Source organism: Rhodospirillaceae bacterium, assembly GCA_002728255.1.
Lineage (GTDB): Bacteria > Pseudomonadota > Alphaproteobacteria > UBA7887 > UBA7887.
Genome location: PBWV01000035.1, coordinates 1 through 18,132 on the forward strand (window position 1 = coordinate 1; position 18,132 = coordinate 18,132).

General features: G+C 46.3%; 17 protein-coding genes and 1 pseudogene. 14 read left to right on the forward strand and 4 right to left on the reverse strand.

The genetic code is table 11. The annotated features are described in order from the left end of the window. From CMM32_09125 to CMM32_09175, 11 genes and pseudogenes are all read left to right on the forward strand, one after another. Nucleotides 1–1,291, forward strand: a 1,291-nt coding sequence (locus CMM32_09125) for a hypothetical protein (GenBank protein MBT07055.1), incomplete at its 5' end; no start/stop codon positions are given. An 11-nt stretch (nucleotides 1,292–1,302) separates the two neighbouring features. Then, nucleotides 1,303–2,118, forward strand: coding sequence for a shikimate dehydrogenase (locus tag CMM32_09130; protein ID MBT07056.1), 816 nt, complete (start codon nucleotides 1,303–1,305; stop codon nucleotides 2,116–2,118). A 19-nt stretch (nucleotides 2,119–2,137) separates the two neighbouring features. Continuing rightward, nucleotides 2,138–2,833 carry a hypothetical protein gene (locus tag CMM32_09135; GenBank protein MBT07057.1) on the forward strand — a complete coding sequence of 232 codons (696 nt, stop codon included), beginning with the start codon at nucleotides 2,138–2,140 and terminating at the stop codon, nucleotides 2,831–2,833. 121 nt (nucleotides 2,834–2,954) lie between these two features. Next, on the forward strand, nucleotides 2,955–4,166 hold the full coding sequence (locus CMM32_09140; protein MBT07058.1) for a hypothetical protein: 1,212 nt from the start codon (nucleotides 2,955–2,957) through the stop codon (nucleotides 4,164–4,166). Between the two features lie 53 nt (nucleotides 4,167–4,219). Further along, nucleotides 4,220–5,164, forward strand: a complete 945-nt coding sequence (locus CMM32_09145) for a branched-chain amino acid ABC transporter permease (protein MBT07059.1) — start codon at nucleotides 4,220–4,222, stop codon at nucleotides 5,162–5,164. Nucleotides 5,165–5,171: 7 nt separating this feature from the next. Beyond that, nucleotides 5,172–6,113, forward strand: coding sequence for a branched-chain amino acid ABC transporter permease (locus CMM32_09150; GenBank protein MBT07060.1), 942 nt, complete (start codon nucleotides 5,172–5,174; stop codon nucleotides 6,111–6,113). Nucleotides 6,114–6,118: 5 nt separating this feature from the next. Continuing rightward, nucleotides 6,119–6,921 (forward strand): annotated as a pseudogene (locus CMM32_09155) (ABC transporter ATP-binding protein). Continuing rightward, complete coding sequence (locus CMM32_09160) at nucleotides 6,908–7,615, forward strand: ABC transporter ATP-binding protein (protein MBT07061.1); 708 nt, start codon at nucleotides 6,908–6,910, stop codon at nucleotides 7,613–7,615. Before CMM32_09155 ends, CMM32_09160 begins: the two are co-directional and overlap by 14 nt. A 284-nt stretch (nucleotides 7,616–7,899) precedes the next feature. Next, nucleotides 7,900–8,370, forward strand: coding sequence for a hypothetical protein (locus CMM32_09165; GenBank protein ID MBT07062.1), 471 nt, complete (start codon nucleotides 7,900–7,902; stop codon nucleotides 8,368–8,370). Nucleotides 8,371–8,449: 79 nt separating this feature from the next. Next, nucleotides 8,450–10,228 carry an acetolactate synthase gene (locus CMM32_09170; GenBank protein MBT07063.1) on the forward strand — a complete coding sequence of 593 codons (1,779 nt, stop codon included), beginning with the start codon at nucleotides 8,450–8,452 and terminating at the stop codon, nucleotides 10,226–10,228. Nucleotides 10,229–10,290: 62 nt separating this feature from the next. Continuing rightward, nucleotides 10,291–10,644 carry a cupin gene (locus tag CMM32_09175; GenBank protein MBT07064.1) on the forward strand — a complete coding sequence of 118 codons (354 nt, stop codon included), beginning with the start codon at nucleotides 10,291–10,293 and terminating at the stop codon, nucleotides 10,642–10,644. A gap of 7 nt (nucleotides 10,645–10,651) precedes the next feature. Here the strand turns inward: CMM32_09175 and CMM32_09180 are convergent, their stop codons facing one another. Then, the gene (locus CMM32_09180) at nucleotides 10,652–12,133 is read right to left on the reverse strand and encodes a tricarballylate dehydrogenase (protein ID MBT07065.1); all 1,482 of its coding nucleotides are present in this window, start codon (nucleotides 12,131–12,133) and stop codon (nucleotides 10,652–10,654) included. A gap of 113 nt (nucleotides 12,134–12,246) precedes the next feature. Here CMM32_09180 and CMM32_09185 point away from each other — a divergent pair, with 113 nt between their 5' ends. Continuing rightward, nucleotides 12,247–12,465: an acetyl-CoA carboxylase biotin carboxyl carrier protein subunit gene (locus tag CMM32_09185; GenBank protein MBT07066.1), complete on the forward strand. Its 219-nt coding sequence runs from the start codon at nucleotides 12,247–12,249 to the stop codon at nucleotides 12,463–12,465. Nucleotides 12,466–12,519: 54 nt separating this feature from the next. Here CMM32_09185 and CMM32_09190 read toward each other — a convergent pair whose 3' ends face one another. The 3 genes from CMM32_09190 to CMM32_09200 form a co-directional block, all read right to left on the reverse strand. Further along, nucleotides 12,520–13,704 (reverse strand): hypothetical protein, encoded by a 1,185-nt coding sequence (locus CMM32_09190; protein ID MBT07067.1) that lies wholly within the window; start codon nucleotides 13,702–13,704, stop codon nucleotides 12,520–12,522. A gap of 29 nt (nucleotides 13,705–13,733) precedes the next feature. After that, the gene (locus tag CMM32_09195) at nucleotides 13,734–14,522 is read right to left on the reverse strand and encodes an oxidoreductase (GenBank protein MBT07068.1); all 789 of its coding nucleotides are present in this window, start codon (nucleotides 14,520–14,522) and stop codon (nucleotides 13,734–13,736) included. A 62-nt stretch (nucleotides 14,523–14,584) separates the two neighbouring features. Beyond that, nucleotides 14,585–15,892: an adenosylmethionine--8-amino-7-oxononanoate transaminase gene (locus CMM32_09200; GenBank protein MBT07069.1), complete on the reverse strand. Its 1,308-nt coding sequence runs from the start codon at nucleotides 15,890–15,892 to the stop codon at nucleotides 14,585–14,587. Nucleotides 15,893–16,098: 206 nt separating this feature from the next. On the opposite strand from CMM32_09200, the gene bioF reads away from it, so the two are divergent. After that, nucleotides 16,099–17,253 (forward strand): 8-amino-7-oxononanoate synthase, encoded by a 1,155-nt coding sequence (gene bioF, locus CMM32_09205; GenBank protein MBT07070.1) that lies wholly within the window; start codon nucleotides 16,099–16,101, stop codon nucleotides 17,251–17,253. Then, on the forward strand, nucleotides 17,237–17,947 hold the full coding sequence (gene bioD / locus CMM32_09210; protein ID MBT07071.1) for a dethiobiotin synthase: 711 nt from the start codon (nucleotides 17,237–17,239) through the stop codon (nucleotides 17,945–17,947). Before bioF ends, bioD begins: the two co-directional genes overlap by 17 nt. Nucleotides 17,948–18,132 lie beyond the last annotated feature (185 nt).

Genomic DNA, 18,132 nt, shown 5'->3' on the forward strand with positions numbered 1-18,132 from the left:
TGATAATCTCTGGAGTGAAAAAGAACGCATCAACCGGATGCTCGCATTCGAACGCTGCTTGGCTAACGGGCAGGCAGACATTGGCATAATTCCATTAGAGTCAGCAACAGCAATCAACTCTGTTGAGTGGGATACCGCTGACACCTTTACCCATATCTTTGAGCAGTCTAAAACGTCGGGAAATCCAGCAATTCCCTTCATAGAAAGCCTAAAACTTTCCCTTGCCTCACAACACCCATTCGCAGTTCCTCACGTGCACTTTGGTGCCACTTCTCAAGATCTCCTGGACACCTCGATGATGCTGGCTCTCGCAGCAACCTTTGACCAAATGTACTCAAATTTATTGGATATTGAAAATTTGCTTACCGATCTATCGGAGCGACACAAATCTACTCCAATGATAGGACGAACCCTGCACCAACAAGCCGCTCCCATAACATTTGGGCTTAAAGCCGCAAAGTGGGCTATGGCAATTCATGAGGCTGCCCAAAAAACTAAGCGAACTCGATACGAGACCCTTGCAGTCCAACTGGGTGGACCGGCTGGAACTCTAACCCCTATGCAACCTCATGGAACTCAAATTAGGAGCTTTCTAGCCAGCCAATTGAACCTCTCCGATCCTGGCTATTCTTGGCATGCAGACCGAAGCCGGATTCTCACGGCTTGCGCAACAATGGCACAAGTAGCTGGAATCCTTGCAAAGATTTCCAACGATTGCCTGTTAATGATGCAAAATGAACTAGATGAAATTAGAGAAGGTAAACCTGGTGGCTCCTCATCAATGCCGCATAAGCAAAACCCTGTCTGCACCCTCATTCCTCTAGCCGTGCTTCCAATTATCAGTGCTCATCTATCTACGATAGCCAGTCTACAAGGTCATCCTCAGGAGCGTTCCGCGGGAGAGTGGCACGCGGAATGGATTATTATTCCATCAATATCATCTCTGACACTTTCGGCCATTGAACAAACCCATCTTCTTCTCTCTGAACTACAGGTGAATGACAGTCGGATGGCCAAAAACCTGGAGAATACCAAAGGAAGCCTAGCTACCTCCGAGTTAAAGAATTTAATTTCATCAACCATCAGTGCAAAACGATCAACTGAGCTAGTAGCAATGCTGCTCGAGGAGGACAACACAGAAGGGTTTTCCATAGCCGCCCTAGCCAATTCAGAATTAGTAACTGCAGTGGGGAAAGAGGAACTTCAAACCCTATTTAGTTACCGGAATTACCTCAAGGAGAGTGAACAAGAGACCAATCGGATACTGAAAGAAATAAAAACTATAAGTTGAGTTGAAAAAATATGTCATTAAAGATCACCGGGAAAACACGTGTTTATATGACCGTGGGCTACCCCATATCACAGGTAAAATCTCCTGGTGATATTACCGAGTTTTTCCAACGCCGTAATGTGGATGCCATACACATTCCGTTGGAGGTTCAACCTAAGGGGATCAACGAATTTATTGCAGGGGTTACATCATACTCAAACGTTGATGGCTTAATCATGACCATTCCCTACAAATTTGAGGGGGCCAATCTTTGTAGCTCCCTATCTCCTCGGGCAGCAATCCTTAATTCTGCAAATTTATTAAGACGCACAAAAAATGGAGAGTGGCACGGCGACATGACAGACGGGATAGGGTTTTGTAACGCGATGGAAGCTACTGGTACCGAAATTGCGGGAAGCAGGGCCCTCCTGATCGGAGCTGGAGGCGCAGGCTCGGCGATCGCGCTTGAGCTTTTAGAACGGGGCGTTACTCAATTACATATTTTTGACATCAAGCAATCCCGGGCTGTAGATATCGCCAAGTTACTTAATGCCAATTTCCCCCACTCTGTGCACGTAACCACCTCCCCTAACCCATTTGGATTTAACATCATTGCACACGCATCACCGACTGGAATGAATGCAGAGGACCCCTTACCTCTGGAAGACTCCCACCTGATAAGTTCCATGCATGTAGGAGATGTAGTTACCGCACCACCTATAACTTCTCTGATAAGGATGGCGCGGGAACGCGGGTGCAACACTCATACCGGAATTGAAATGTGGGAAGCCCAACAAAACGTAGTGGTAGATTTTCTGCTTCACGAGCCGGTGCCCAACGAATCCTAAAACAAAGGTAAACAAAATTATGCTCACACAATCAAAAGGATTTCTTACAATTTGGCATGGCCTAAAAGCTTCAGGGAGGCCTGAGTGGGAGAGATGGCACACAGTTGAACATATGCCGGAGAGACTGGGTGTACCCGGCTTTCTCATTGGTCGGAGGTATATGAATGATACAAGCGAGGGACAATGCTGTTTCACACTTTATGAGGCAAGTGATATAGCGATTTTTAAGTCTGCACCTTATTTAGAACGTCTAAATAATCCCTCACCATGGACTGCCGCCGTAGCCAAAACGTTTACGAACTTGACGCGTGGAGCTTGCCGACGTATCGCAAGGGCTGGCTTCGAGGGAAGCTACGGGGGGGCCATGCTAACTATACGTTTAGTCAGAGAGCCGGGCTTTAAGGAGAACGACAACACACTAGATTCACTGCAAAAAATTGCAGACGAGCTTTCTAAAATAGACGGCGTTACTGAGGTTAATGTTGGGCTCTCAGATACCACAATTACACAAACNGAGACCAAGGAGCGAGCTCTGAGAAAAGGCACAGGAGAGTCTTCNTTGGATGGCGTGATAGCTGTGGAAGGGTACGAGTACCAACTATTATTGGAAAGAGCAGAAAAAATTCGGGAAACAGCGGAGGGGTCAGGGCTTTATCTATCGACAGAGATACCCCAAGTACATAACCTTTCGTACCTATTATTCTCCAACGATTGATATCCGCTGTGGCTGCCGCATGGGCCATACTGGACTATCTACTAAAATATCTACCTACTCCCGAANTCTGCTAATGAATTGCATCGTAAATTAGATTACATTTAAGGGGTTGGATAATGCAATGNCATCAGAAATTATCTTCGCGAAAGGAAACACTATGAGACNCCGCTTATTGGTGAGCTTTGCGATCACTGGCACTCTGCTAGCGTTCAATAACCTACATGCCGAGGAAATTAAAATAGGAATGCTCTATCCGATAACAGGTGGCGGAGCCATCTATGGATCCCCCGCCCAAATTGGGCATAGAATGGGGGTTGAAGAAATTAATTTGGACGGTGGGCTTCTCGGTTTGCAGGCGATAAGCGTGGAGCGAGACACTAAGCTAAANCCTGCAACAGCCGCAGCCGCAGCNAANGAAATGATAACAAAAGACGGAGTAAATGTTCTGATAGGCGGGCTAAGCTCATCCGTTGGGCTCGCTGTTTCTGAAGTGGCCCGGCAAGAGAAAGTTATCTACATAGCCACGATCGCTAAAACAATCCAGATGACAACAAACAAAAGACATAACTANGTTTTCCGCACTGCNTCACACACCGATTTCGAAGGCGATGCTATGGCACAAATCGCACAGCAGTTAAAGGCAAAGTCAATTTGCGACATACAACTAGATTATGCTTACGGCCATGACCTTGCAGCGGGAATAGAAAAAGGCCTGGCTAAACATCTTCCTGATACCAAAATTGTGCTTAGTTTGCGTCCTAAATTAAGGGCAACCGATTACAACGTTTTTATTACCCAAATCATGGGGGCGGGATGCGACGTGGTAACCGGGGGTTTATGGGGACCCCACTTTGTAGATTTTGCTAAACAAGCGACCCCTTTCGGCCTTTTTCAGCAAATTAAATTTATCGCTGGAGGAGAAATTGGAAGCCATGAAATTGCAAGCACCATGGGGCGAGATTACCCCGACAATGTCTGGGCGAATTCGTATGAGTTGTGGTATCACCATCCAAATGAGGAACACAAGAAGTTTCACTCAAAGCTTTCGGCGCAACTGGGAACACATGAAACCACCATGTGGCCTGTTCTGGCGGTGATTGGTGTTCGTATGTATGCCGCAGCTGTAAGGCAAGCCGGTTCTCTGGACCCAGACCTTGTCGCAGAGGCATTGAGGGGCATGAGCATCGACACGCCCGTAGGACCTCGCACAATCGATCCTACAACTCACCAAACCGACACCGGTCAATTTTGGGGGCCGATGGTCAAGAAAGAAGGGGTTCCCTATAGAGTTATGGATCCGATTACCTACATTCCTGCTTTACTTTCAGAGTAAACTGGAATCACTATACGGAACTCCAATTCAATTTATTTGCCTGAGTCGTTTTTATGGAACCCCTTCTAGAATTTATTAGAGAAAATTTGGGAAGCCCGGGCCTTGCTATTTTGATAAGCAGCCCCCAATTCGCATTTATTCAACTTCTNAATTCTATATCCATGGGAATGAATTATTTTATTATTGCGGCAGGCCTCTCTCTTATTTTCGGCGTACTTAAAGTTATCAACTTCGCCCATGGTGCCTTCTACATGTTTGGTGCCTACATTACCTATTCCGTAACGGAGCTAATGGGCCTGAGTTTTTTCTGGGCGGTACTNGCTGCGGCAATAGGGCTAATGATAATNGCTCTCATTATTGANCGTTGTTTGTTTCAATTCATCTACGATAAAGAACACTTGATGCAACTTCTNCTAACATTCGCTCTGGTACTTATCCTAGGTGACCTCGCGAAAATAATATGGGGAACTGATCAGTATAGTGTAGCATACCCTGCGGGTCTCGCCGGAGCGACAAACCTAGGGATTACTTTCTATCCCACCTACCGTCTAATGTTATGCGTCCTAGGTCCCGCTATCTTTATTTCATTGTGGCTGTTTATTGAACGAACTCGTTGGGGCCGTATTACAAAAGCCGCGACACAGGACCGGGATATGCTGTCCGCACTTGGNATTAACGTACCGGTAATCTACACCNTAGTTTTTCTNATAGGCTCCGCCTTAGCAGGGATGGGTGGGGCTTTAGCCTCCCCCTTTAATAGCCCAGCCCCGGGCATGGATGCGAATATTATCGTGGAATGCTTCGTGATAGTTATTATAGGGGGCCTGGGCTCTCTCTGGGGAACTTTTGTTGGCGCTTTAATTTTTGGACTCGTTTTTAACTTTGGCTCTGTAATAGTGCCAAATGCTCAGGATGTTTTCGCCTTCCTATTACTTCTAATCGTACTACTCATCCGACCGTGGGGACTATACGGCCGCGCTGAATCGGAAGGGCAGTGATAAGCTAATGACNGATCCGATTGAACGAACAGGGATCATCTTATGCCTAATTTNGCTGGCTACCCTGATACTAATTCCCTTAGCAGGCTCCGATTATCTCGTGGATGTGACGACTGAGATATTAATCTATAGTCTCTTCGCTCTAAGTTTAAATGTGATAATTGGCTACTCTGGGAATGTATCCTTTGGACACGCTGCTTACTTCGCAATAGGTGGATATACCAACGCCATTTTGCTCACCACCTACGCTTGGCCTCTGGTGCCTTCTCTTNTGGCTAGCATCACTGTNACCATGTTTATCACAGGCATNGTCGCCTATTTTTGTACCCGCCTCACCGANATTTATTTTGCGATGCTAACTTTGGCATTCTCGATGTTGGTTTGGGCGATTGCATTTAAGTGGAGGTCGCTAACTGGAGGGGATGACGGTTTTGTTGGAATAACCATTCCCGCGATCCTCGATCAACGGATCAACTTTTATTACTTCACCGTGCTNGTTGTGGTTTTCTCGACCTGGATTTTATGGCTTATCTGCCATTCGGCTTTTGCTCGCTCACTTCTCGCTGTTCGTGAAAATCCTACCCGAGCTGGCTTTGTTGGGATAAATACGAGACTTATGCGGTGGTGGGCATTTGTCGTCGCGGGAACCTTCGCGGGACTCGCTGGGGCACTTTTCGCCATGCTTCACCGAGGCATGTACGTCGAATCAGCTTTCTGGACACAATCAGCCACTGTATTAATTATGACACTTCTCGGGGGGATGTTTTCCTTTTTTGGACCAGCTATAGGCGCCGCAACGCTGTTTCTATTAGAACGAATTACTAACGAGTACACCGAATATTGGCCCACCGTTCTAGGACTCATCTTAATAATTATTTTGTTATTTCTTCCAGATGGTTTAGTTGGACTTGTGACTAAAATACGTAACTATTGGACCCGAGAGCATTAACGTCNTGACAACCTCCAACCCTAAACGATTTTCTGAAACTACCCACCCACATTCCCTTCTAGATGTGAAAAATCTTAATAAAAATTTTGCTGGTTTCCAGGCTATAGATGGAGTGAATTTTCAGCTTTTTTCAGGAGAACGTCACGCAATCATTGGGCCAAATGGTGCTGGAAAAACCACGTTCTTCAATCTCCTAACTGGACACCTTCAACCCACGTCGGGGCAAGTTTTATATAAAGGACATTCACTGAGACAACTTGCTCCGCATAATATTGTTCGGCTTGGATTGGCGCGGTCCTTCCAGCTGATTAATATTTATCCACGTATGACTGTGTTTCAAAACATCCAAGTCGCTGTAATAGCGCGAAACAAGAAGCATTTTTCATTTTTTAAGTCAGCGAATAGCTTGTTCCAACGAGAAACTGAAGAGCTCTTGGAGTTAGTTACATTAGTGAAAGAGAGAGAAGTGATTGCCGGAGAGCTTGCCTATGGAAAACAAAAGCAACTAGAACTTGCAATTTCTTTGGCCTCAAACCCTGAAGTTCTGCTTCTAGACGAACCCACCGCCGGAATGTCGACCAGTGAAACAAATGAGGCAATCAACCTTATTAAAGAAATTTCAAGCGCTCGGTCCCTTACCTTGTTATTTACGGAACATGATATGGGCGTAGTATTTGGAATAGCTGATCAGATTAGCGTCCTGCACCATGGAAAAATTGTGGCAACGGGGAGCCCTGAGGAGGTCCGTAACAATACTACTGTAAAAAATATTTATTTGGGTGATGGAGAGACAGATGGGAAATCTTGAAGTCAACGATATACACACATCGTATGATTTAAGCCAAGTCCTCTTTGGCGTTTCATTCACTGTGCGGCAGGGAAAGTGTGTGTCCCTCATCGGACGTAATGGTGTAGGAAAAACAACTACTATGCGATCTATCCTAAACCTCACCCCGCCTTCCCAAGGGAGCATAGTATTTGATCAGACCAACATAAAAGGAATCGCTACTCATAAAATAGCGAAGCTGGGAATAGCATTTGTTCCGGAAGAACGGCAAATTTTTCCTGAGCTCTCTGTCTGGGAAAACTTGGATATCGCCAGAAAATTGCCTTTAGTCGGTTCGGCCACGTGGAACGAGGATAGGGTCTACGAACTCTTTCCCGACCTTAAAGATATACGGAACAGACCCGGGGGTGTCTTGTCAGGAGGCCAACAACANATGCTGACCATTGCGCGTGGCTTGATGGGCAACCCAAAGTTATTAATATTAGACGAACCCTCAGAAGGCCTAGCACCCAAAGTCGTTGAAAACCTTCGCGAACAAATCCGCGAACTTAAAAAGTCTGGTATGTCTATATTACTGGCTGAGCAAAACCTAAGCTTTGTCCTAGCATTAAGTGACGAATGTCACATTATGGAAAAGGGCCAAATAAAATACTCTGGAACTCCTACCGCCCTCCGTGAAAACAAGGCAATTCAAGAAGAATACTTAACCGTATGAGGGCAGAGCACCAAATAGTCCCTTTTAAGATCGTATGCTTATCCCAAAATAGTGACAGTTTTATAACCAACCAACCCAACCATCACGGCGGGCAAAACCAAGACCTNCAACATAATTATATATGCTCACCTTTCAGAGTGGATTATAATACTCGTGGCAAGATCCGACTAACAAGTAGAAAACAAATGTCTTTTAGGAGGTTACAAAATTACTGGAAGACGCTTTAACTTGTTGTCTGGATTAGGACTTAAAAGGAGTGAATTAACGCACTTAGGAATCAACATATGACGCAGCCAACCCAACTTAGCTCAAGATTTTTGTGTACAATGCAAATACGGGTATCGGATAGCTACATAATGAATGATGTGCCCACTGGGAAACTTAGGAGAGTTGACATTTTTGGTGGCGGAGAAGTAGAGGGGCCCTTGCTAAAGGGAAAAATCCTTCCAGGAGGGTCTGACACATTATTAGCACGAAACGACACCAGCCTGACCCCCGATGTGCGGTTGGTAATTAAAACCGATGACGGATCGCTTATACTGGTAACCTACAAAGGGGTGCGCCATGGCCCTCCTGAAGTGATGGATCGAATAGCAAAGGGTGAAGATGTGGACCCCACCGAGTACTATCTCAGAAATGCCCCCTTTTTTGAGACCAACGCAACCAAATACGATTGGCTGAATAAGATAGTAAGTGTAGGCATAGGACGACGTGAGGCCGATAGCGCTGTGTATGACGTACACGAAATTTTGTAATTAAGCCTAATATAGCGTTTCATCTGAACTANAAACTTTGCCAGGAATGTTAAAATAGAAATTTTATAAGGGACTATTTATGACGGTTATGAAGGGTGGGGAATTAATCACTGAATTCTTAATTCGAGAGAAGGTTCCCTATGTGTTTGGCATTTGCGGCCATGGAAATGTGGGTATTCTCGATACCTTGCACCAAGAGCAAGATAGAATCACCCTGATATCGCCCCGACATGAACAGACCGCTGGGCATATGGCAGATGCGTATTTCCGTATTAAGCATGAACCGGCAGCTACACTTACCTCTTGTGGACCAGGCTCAGCTAATTTGATAATGTCATTAGCGAATGCCCTAGCCGACTCCTCTGCATTCCTGGCTATAACGGCGAATGTGCCCACACAACAATTCAACCGTGGTCCATTTCAAGAACTTCATAAACATAATCAAGCTGATTTCCCCGCTCTCGTTAGGCCAGTTGTAAAACGAAGTTTCCAGGCCTATCGCGTCGACATGTTGCCTCTCATGTTACGGCAAGCCACCAATACCATGCTCATGGGTCGTCCAGGTCCTGTAAATCTGGATGTCCCCTTTAATCTTTTTCAAGAGGAAGCTGATGTGGAAGTTCCACAATCCTCTGTTAATNCCATCAGCAATCGCTCTGGAGCCTCCAATGAAGACGTCGACTACACTCTGGACATGCTACAAGCCGCCAAGCAACCGCTGATCTTTATTGGCCACGGCGTAACCTTGTCAGAGGCAAGCCAAGAACTATCTATTTTAGCAGAGCGCTTAAATATCCCCGTGATTAGCTCGCCAAACGGTATGGGTTGCCTGGATATGCGAANCGAGCAGTCCCTTGGGTTTATAGGACGAAATGGATCCTATCCAGCTAACCAAGCTGGAAGGCATTGCGACTTTCTGCTGGCTATCGGGGCAAGATTTGATGATCGTTCTGCATCTTCCTGGTTAGAGGGCTATTCGTGGAATATGCCCAGCACCAAACTCGTACAGGTCGATATAGATGTTTCCGAGATTGGCAGAAACTATCCTGTAAACCTTGGTATCGTCGCCGACGCTCGCACCTTCTTACGCCAAATACTGACTGAACTAGATAGCCGGGCCAAAGAATCTAACAAAAGCTTTGAACCTTGGATGGATCAGATNCAAGCTTGGCGTCAGGAATGGGANGAATTTACCAAGCCAAACTTTGATTCATNCGCTTNTCCCATGCGGCCAGAACGGGTTGTAGGTGATATCCGTAAGATTTTGTCAGATGATGCAATNATATCACTCGATTCCGGCGTCCATCACAACTGGTTTATGCAATTCTGGGAAGCACGGCAACCCCAGACGATGCTGAACGCCTGGGGATATTCTGCCATGGGATTCGGCGTAAGCGGAATTCTCGGAGCCAAACTAGCAGCCCCTGATCGACCCTGCATATCTATTTGCGGCGATGGCGGGTTTACAATGACCCCCCATGTCTTATGCACCGCCGTGGAGTATGACATACCTGCAATCTGGATCGTATGGAACAATTTTGCTTGGGGTGCCATCCGAGATATTCAATATGGACTTTTTGAAGGAAGGGAATTGGGCACTGCCTTCTACCAGGGAGAAAACAGAGAGCCTTATAACCCAGATTTTGCCGCNATGGCACGATCCTGCGGCGTCGACGCTGCCACCATAACGAAAGCTAACGATTTTGCTCCAGCTTTGGAACATGCAATAAGTCAAAGCAAACCATACCTATTGGACGTACACGTAGACAGTGAGATACGCCCACCAGCAACAGGGACATGGGAGTTGCCTCCAATTCCACCTAAANAGCCGGTTTTTGGCAAACCTTTCACGCCCTAAGTACGTCCCCTCCAAAATTTATAGGAAGCATAAAAATGTCTAAGAAATCTGAAAATTCTGACATGCCAATAATCCGCGACAACGTAGAGGTCATGTGGGAAGAATTACCTGGTCACTTTGGTGGTGCACTTTCCAAACTTATCGCGACACCTGAAAATGCGCCAACTAAATACTTTGATTTTCGGCTATCTACATATCAACCAAAGGGATTTGTTGAAAANCATAGTCACGAGATAGAGGAGCAGATTTATTATATTCTNGAAGGGGAAGGCCTAATGGAGTTAAACGGNACTACNAACATTGTGCGGCCNGGCCNAACAATTTTTATTCCTCCAAAAGTGGACCATGCCTTGCATAATACAGGGAGTAAGGATCTAACATTCCTGGTCATTACCAGNCCACCATTGCAGATCTAAGCTACCGCTANAGCGACCCTATCTTCCCCGCCGAGGTTCCCGCTATACGCCCGAATACGGCTCCGGAGGTTAAACCACTTCCNCCCGGATAGTTGAAGTAAAACAAGCCTCCAACCAGTTCGCCTGCTGCGAACAAGTTTCCTATTTTTGATCCTGAAGTATCTATTACCTGAGCCTCTTGATTTATTTTAAGCCCNCCAAAAGTAAAGGTNATNCCNCAGGTCACCGCGTAAGCACTATAAGGGGGTTTNTCTATCCGATTAGCCCAATTTGATTTGGGNAGAACGAGCCCTTCAGTCCCTCTTCCATCCTTAATATTTGGGTTGAATTCCTTATCATCCAAGATCGAGTTATTGTACTCCGATATAGTATGAAGTGCTTCTGCCGAGTTCACTCCCTCCAAGTTCTCAACCAATCCCTCGATGCTTTCAGAGCTAACTTTGGTCACTTGACGAATTCTATATTCATCACGCAGAAGGTGCTCTACTTTTGAATCAAATATTTGCCAGGCAAATTGACCTGGTTGCTTTAGTATTTCCCCTCCATACTTTGCATACGTGTAGTTTCTAAAATCTGCTCCCTCATCCACAAACCTTTTGCCATTCGCGTTCAGCATAATAGCAAAGGGATAACTATGCTTCTGAAATCCGTCACCCACCNTTAGATCTCCATATTCTGGCGCATTCCTCTCCCACCCGACTGCGTGGCAACCTGACCAATTCCCATACGGCATAGCACCTTCATCCAAAGCCATTCGAATACCGTCTCCCATGTTGAAACGAGTGCCACGGACCTTTGCCAAATCCCANCCAGGCCCGAGATATCTCGTGCGCCATTCAGAATTTGCTTCGAATCCACCGCTAGCAAGCACTACTGCGTCTGCTGCCACATCTTCCCGTTTGCCGTCCTTACTGATGGTTACTCCACAAATTGTATTACCCTCGCGGATAAGGCTCAGAGCACGAGCTCCATAGTAAACTTCAACCCCCGACTGCTTCGCTGCGAGAAACAACGCATCAACTAAACCTGGGCCGCCCCCCCATGCCTCAACTGTCAACCCACCCCAGAACTTAAAGCGGCCATCGACCTTAAAAGCTTGGCGCCCGTATATAGGAGCGAACCGAACGCCTTTCTCCCTCATCCACAACAAGGTATCCATACTTCGACCCACCAGAATCTCAACGAGGTCAGGGTTGGCACGATATTCAGTCACACGGGCAATATCGTCGAAAAATTGTTCCCTCGTATATTGGCCAAAATCGGTGGTATTAACCTCCTCATCGGATAAATCTGGCATCAGCGCTCGGAGCTCCTCGACTCCCTCGTAAGCCACACGAATGGCTCCCGCCGTAAATCTTGAGTTTCCTCCTCTTTCTGCCTCAGGAGCACATTCCAGAACCAAAACATTCGCCCCTTGCTCTCGTGCAGCTAACGCCGCACATAGACCAGCGTTTCCAGCGCCTATCACGATAACCTTCTTGGAACTCATCCGCACGACCCCGATATCTTATAAATCCGCAATTAACTCTTGCACCTCTTGCCAAAAAATCATTACAAACATTTATCGTACATCATATAGCCCATTAAATTAGGAACCCACAAATGGCCCAAAAAATCCACACAGATGTATCAGGAACCGTTTGGAAAGTCCTGGTTAAGACAGGAGATACAGTCAAAGCCGGTGATGTGTTATTTATTCTTGAGGTTATGAAAACCGAAGTCCCTTTTGAAGCGGAAGCCGATGGTGAGGTGATCGCCGTCCACATCACTGAAGATTCAGGCATGATTGAAGAAGAAACTCTCGCAATTGAAATAAGCTAGTCCCTTTTAGAAGACAAGCTCGGCACTGATTTGCTTGATAGCGCTCAGGCTTCATTATAACGCGCCCTCCTCCCTCAACCTTGCAATGCTTTCTGCATCGTGACCCAGCCATTCGCTCAACACTTCATTGGTATGTTGCCCAACAGAAGGAACACCATATCGGAGAGCCATCTCTGTTTCCGAAAACTTTGCAAAAAATCCCTGCATCTTAAACTGACCAACATCTGGGTGATCAACCTCGATGATTTGACCTCGCTCTTTTAAGTGAGGATCACTGACGACATCCGTAATTTCAGCAACAATGTCACATGGGACACTAGCGGCCACCATAATTTCCAAAATATCCTCAGCTGAACGTGCCCTCATCCAAGGTGCAATTTCTGAATCCAACGCTTCTGCATTCTTCAAACGATTCGAACCCTCCATGAATCTAGGGTCTGAAATTAGGTGGGGCATTTTAATAGCATCTAAAAAACGCGGAAAGTGCATGGCGCCCCCAGCTGCAATTTGAATTTTCTTCCCATCTTTAGTCTCATACGAATTAACAGGAGCGCCAAACCTGTCTGTAGCCCCTATTTTGGCTGGCTTCTTTCCAAATAGTTGGTATTCAGGAATTGATGCCTGGAGCAAGGACAATGCGCTATCCATTAAATTTACCCTCACCATCTGTCCCTTACCGGAAGAATGTCGGGCCTGAAGGGCTGCTGTTATTGCCACCGTCGCATACATTGCAGTCGCATGGTCGACTACAGTTACACCCATCATGGTTGGCGGTCCTTCCTTTGGGCCGGTCATAGACATGAGGCCACTAGCCGCTTGAATCACGGGATCGATTGCAATACGATCTGACTTAGGCCCCTCATGTCCGTACCCGGAAATTCGCGCCATAATTAAACGTGGGTTTATTTCATGAAGGACTTCCCAGCTGCACCCCATTTTTTCCATTGTTCCAGGCCGGAAATTTTCTAACAAAACGTCCGCTTGCCCCACTAATTTCCGGAGTGTCTCTTGACCAGACTTGTTACGGAAATTAAGAGTCATACTCCGCTTATTACGGTTGAAGGCCATAAAAAATAAACTGTCTTTACCCACAGTGGGCTCAATATTCCGAGTGCCCTCCCCGTCCGGCCGCTCTACCTTAACAATATCTGCCCCTAGATCTCCGAGCAGCATCGAACAATAAGGACCTGCTATAACCCGCGATAAATCCAAAATCTTCAATCCCTCAAGAGGTCCCATAACTTCTTCCTAAGTATTTAATTCACTTGTTACTGTCTCGCTGGAAGACCACCCCGTAGAAGGCCCATCCCTGCGTCAATAGTAAATAATTCACCGGTTATGTTTGGAGCACCCTCTAACAACCAAACGACGGTATCTGCAATATCCTTGGGCGTACTAATCGCTTGCAATGGGGTTGTCTTTTTCATCGCCTCCACCATTCGATCAGTAGCTTTTTCTCCTATGCCCCTTCGATGCCAGCCACTTTCTATATATCCCGGACACACCGCATTGACCTTGATTTCTGGCCCTAGCGTTCGAGCAAGAGCCACCGTAATAGCGTTTAGTGCGCCCTTAGATCCTACGTACGCCAATGAAGAACCTATACTTTGGGTTCCTGCCACCGAGGACACATTCACAACAGCTCCACAACCACTCTCCTTCATGGCAGGCGCCACGGCACGGATCATCTGAAATGGGCCTATAGTATTTACACTATATATCCTCTGGAAATCCTCCCCCGAAAGACCATCCAAGTCATAGTGGGGACAAAATTGGGTTGTCCCTGCATTGTTCACAAGGCCATCGATCTTACCCCATTTATCAAGAGCCACCTTTGCCAACAAGCGGCAGTCTCCATCATTAGATACGTCGGCCTTCTGCACAAGCACCTCAACGCCAAATTTGGAGCACGAACTCGCAACCTCCTCCGCTTTCTCTTTCGAACGAGAATAATTGATTACTACATTAGCGCGCTTTTCAGCCAAACAAAGCGCCGTCGCGGCACCCGTCCCGCTGGCTGAGCCGGTCACGATTACCACTGCCCCATCAAGATCAATCATGAAAAATTTCCTCTCTCGATATTCATAATACTCACAACAAAAAAGACTGGGAATAGATTCTATACCCTTGCATCACCACGACTATTCATCTCCCCTATCACCTGAATGATGGATTCCACCAGGTGGCATAGATCAGCCTTATTTATGGAAAATGCCGGTGTAAGATAGATTATATTCCCAAAGGGACGTATCCACACCCCTTTATCAATGAATCTTCTCCTCAGCCAATCGATAGGCAAGTTGCCTGCGAGCTCCACAACCCCTACTGCCCCCTTTACGCGCACATCTTTCACGTTCGGGAGAGCCCTCGCCTCACTTAACAACTCCGTAAGCCAAATCTCTATCTGGGATACCTGGGCAATTCTAGGCTCTACTTCAAATAATTCCAGGGAAGCGACCGCGGCAGAACATGCGAGTGGGTTTGCCATATAGGTGGGACCGTGCATTAGGGCAGCGCCATCATCCATAGACAAAAACGCATCAAAGACCTCCGCCGACGCGATAGTAGCTGACAAAGCTACTGTGCCACCGGTCAGAGCTTTGGAGAAGGTAACTATATCAGGGACTACTCCGGCCTCCTCCATGGCAAACATCTGCCCTGACCTCCCAAAACCGGTAAAAATTTCATCGAAAATTAATAATAACTCATGATTCAAACATATCTCAGAGATACCCTGGAGGCACTCAGGGCTATGCATCAGCATGCCTCCGACCCCTTGAATAAGTGGTTCTATTATAACAGCGGCACACTCAGTTACATGTTCCTCAATAAACTGCTCAAATACCTTTAACTCATCCTCATTTTTAGGGAGAGGCACTACATGTTGCGACAGAAGAGCACCTTGAAATAAGGAATGCATACCCTCTTCCGGATCGCATATGGACATAGCTCCTAGGGTATCTCCGTGATATCCACCATGAAAACTAATTAGCCGATGTTTCCCTTTTATTCCCCTATTTAGCCAAAATTGTATGGCCATTTTCATAGCAATCTCTACGGCCACAGATCCAGACTCAGAAAAGAACACTCGCTCTAAAGGAGAAGGAAGAAGCTTAACAAGCTTTGAGGCAAGAGTAAGCGCGGGCTTGTGAACTAATCCCCCAAACATTATATGGGGCATTTCCTTTAATTGTTTTTCTACAGCACCGCAAATGTGGGGATGATTATACCCGTGGCATGCCGTCCACCATGAGGCCATCCCATCAATCAATTCCCTTCCGTCCGAAAGGTAAATATGGGTGCCAAGCGTTTTATCAACTGGAACCGCTAACGGCTCCGTCTTCATCTGTGTATAAGGAAGCCAAATATGAGGGAAACCATCTACAAACCACTTTGGGTTTCTAAATTTTACACTTTCATTAGACAATCTTAACTTCCTACCAATATAATGGACCAATATACTTTTCCAGCTGAACCGCCGACTTCCGCTTTTAGCTATTCCTAATACCCCCACGAGGGAAACTTGATGCTGTGAATTTTTAAAAACACCGACTACTTGTAGAAAAATAGACTATATGAAACCTTTTTATAAATTATTATTTACCAAAATAGATTTTTTAGCATACCATTCAAATGAACTCACTCAATCATTTTGCCGAAGCAAAACTTACTGACCTTGAAGAAAAACACCTTCGACGTGAGATAGTTGATACCCACAGATTGACAAATGCGATGGCAGTAAGAAAAGGCAAGAAACTCGTTTCCTTTGCCTGCAATGATTACTTAAATCTCGCTGCCGACCCACGTATTATTAGTGCAGCAGACAAAGCCCTTTTTGATTATGGCGTGGGGTCCGGTGCCTCCCGTCTAGTAACCGGAAATCATCCTCTTTATCGGAAACTCGAAACTAAACTAGCAAATTTTAAGCAAACTGAGGACGCATGCGTATTCGGGTCAGGATATCTCGCAAATCTTGGAATCATACCCAGCTTGATGACCAAGAACGACCTAATTATCGTCGACGAGTTGAGCCATGCTTGCATCCTTGCTGGCAGCCACCTCTCCTCCTCCAAAGTAGAGAAATTTCGGCATAATGACGTTAGCCATGTTGAGGAGCTTCTCGAGCGAAATCGCTATCGGCATAAGAATGCAATGGTCGTCACCGACGGAGTGTTCAGCATGGACGGAGACCTGGCCCCCCTGCCAGAAATCGTCTCCCTATGCTCAACATATGATGCGTGGTTAATGACGGATGATGCCCATGGCGTGGGGGTACTTGGGGGCGGGAAAGGGTCCGGATTTTGTGGAAGTAAGAAGTTTGATATCCCTCTACAAATGGGAACTATGTCTAAGGCGATCGGGACGTACGGAGGTTACCTGTGCGCCTCTAAACCGGTTATTGATTTGATTCGGACGAGAGCACGGACATTAATATATTCAACCGGCTTGCCCCCAGCGGTTATTGCTGCAAGTATTGCAGCACTTGAGATCATTGAAACAGACCCCAGTTTGGTAAAAAAACCCCTAGAAAATGCTCAACTCTTCACGCGATTAACAAACTTACCTATGGCTGAAAGTAGCATTGTACCCTTAATACTCCATGACGCTATTAAAACTCTTTCTGCTTCAAAGAAATTACTCAGCCAAGGATTCTTAGTAACTGCCATAAGACCGCCAACTGTTCCCCAAAACACATCTCGACTACGATTTGCCTTTACAGCAGCTCATACTCGCGAGGACATTGAGCGGCTTGCGCAACTAGTCAACCAAGATTTATCAAAAGAGTAATATCATTACTGCTTTCTTCATCACTTCTACGGGCACATCCATAGGCAAAACTTTTGTTACTGCGGCCCTTGGCTACCAATTAACCGATGCCCAAAAGAATGTCCAAGTGCTTAAACCGGTAATCAGCGGCTACGAGGAATGTTCAATTGATTCTATCGATTCTGGGATTTTGTTGAAGAGCATGGGCCTGGAAATTTCCCATGCGAACGTCTGCCAGATTTCGCCTTGGCGCTTTAAGGCTGCCTTGTCTCCTGATATGGCTGCATCCCGTGAGGGCCGCAGCATCAACTTTGCCCAACTTGTAGAGTTTTGCAGTACCTCAATCAGCACAAATACTTCCAAGGATATTGTCACCCTCATCGAAGGTGTGGGCGGGACGATGGTCCCATTAGATGCAGAGCACACGGTACTTGACTGGATATCGAGCCTGAAGATACCCACTATTCTAGTGGCAGGAACGTATTTAGGGACTATTAGCCACACCCTCACCGCGTATAAGGCCTTGGCCTCAAAGGGTATCAATGTTTCTAATATAATCTTAAGTCAATCGGAAAAAAGCCCCGTTCCAATGTCTGAGACGAGAGCAACAATATCGAGATTTCTTCCAGGCATAGACATAACGGGAATTGGCCGAATTAATAAAACTTTTGACCCATGGAAGCACTGTCCCGATCTGCTGCAAATACTGACTTAACTCCTGTTAACCACCATGTCGCTGGTTCGAGTCCGGCCCGGGGAGCCACTTTCAGCCTCCTCCGACCTAAATCGTCGCCAAATCGTCGCGACGGTTTTGCCAATTTGGGTGGTGACAACCACCATGTCGCACCTTGTAAACGATCACCTTAAGCACGCGCCTCCAAACCCTGGTTGGCCAAGTCG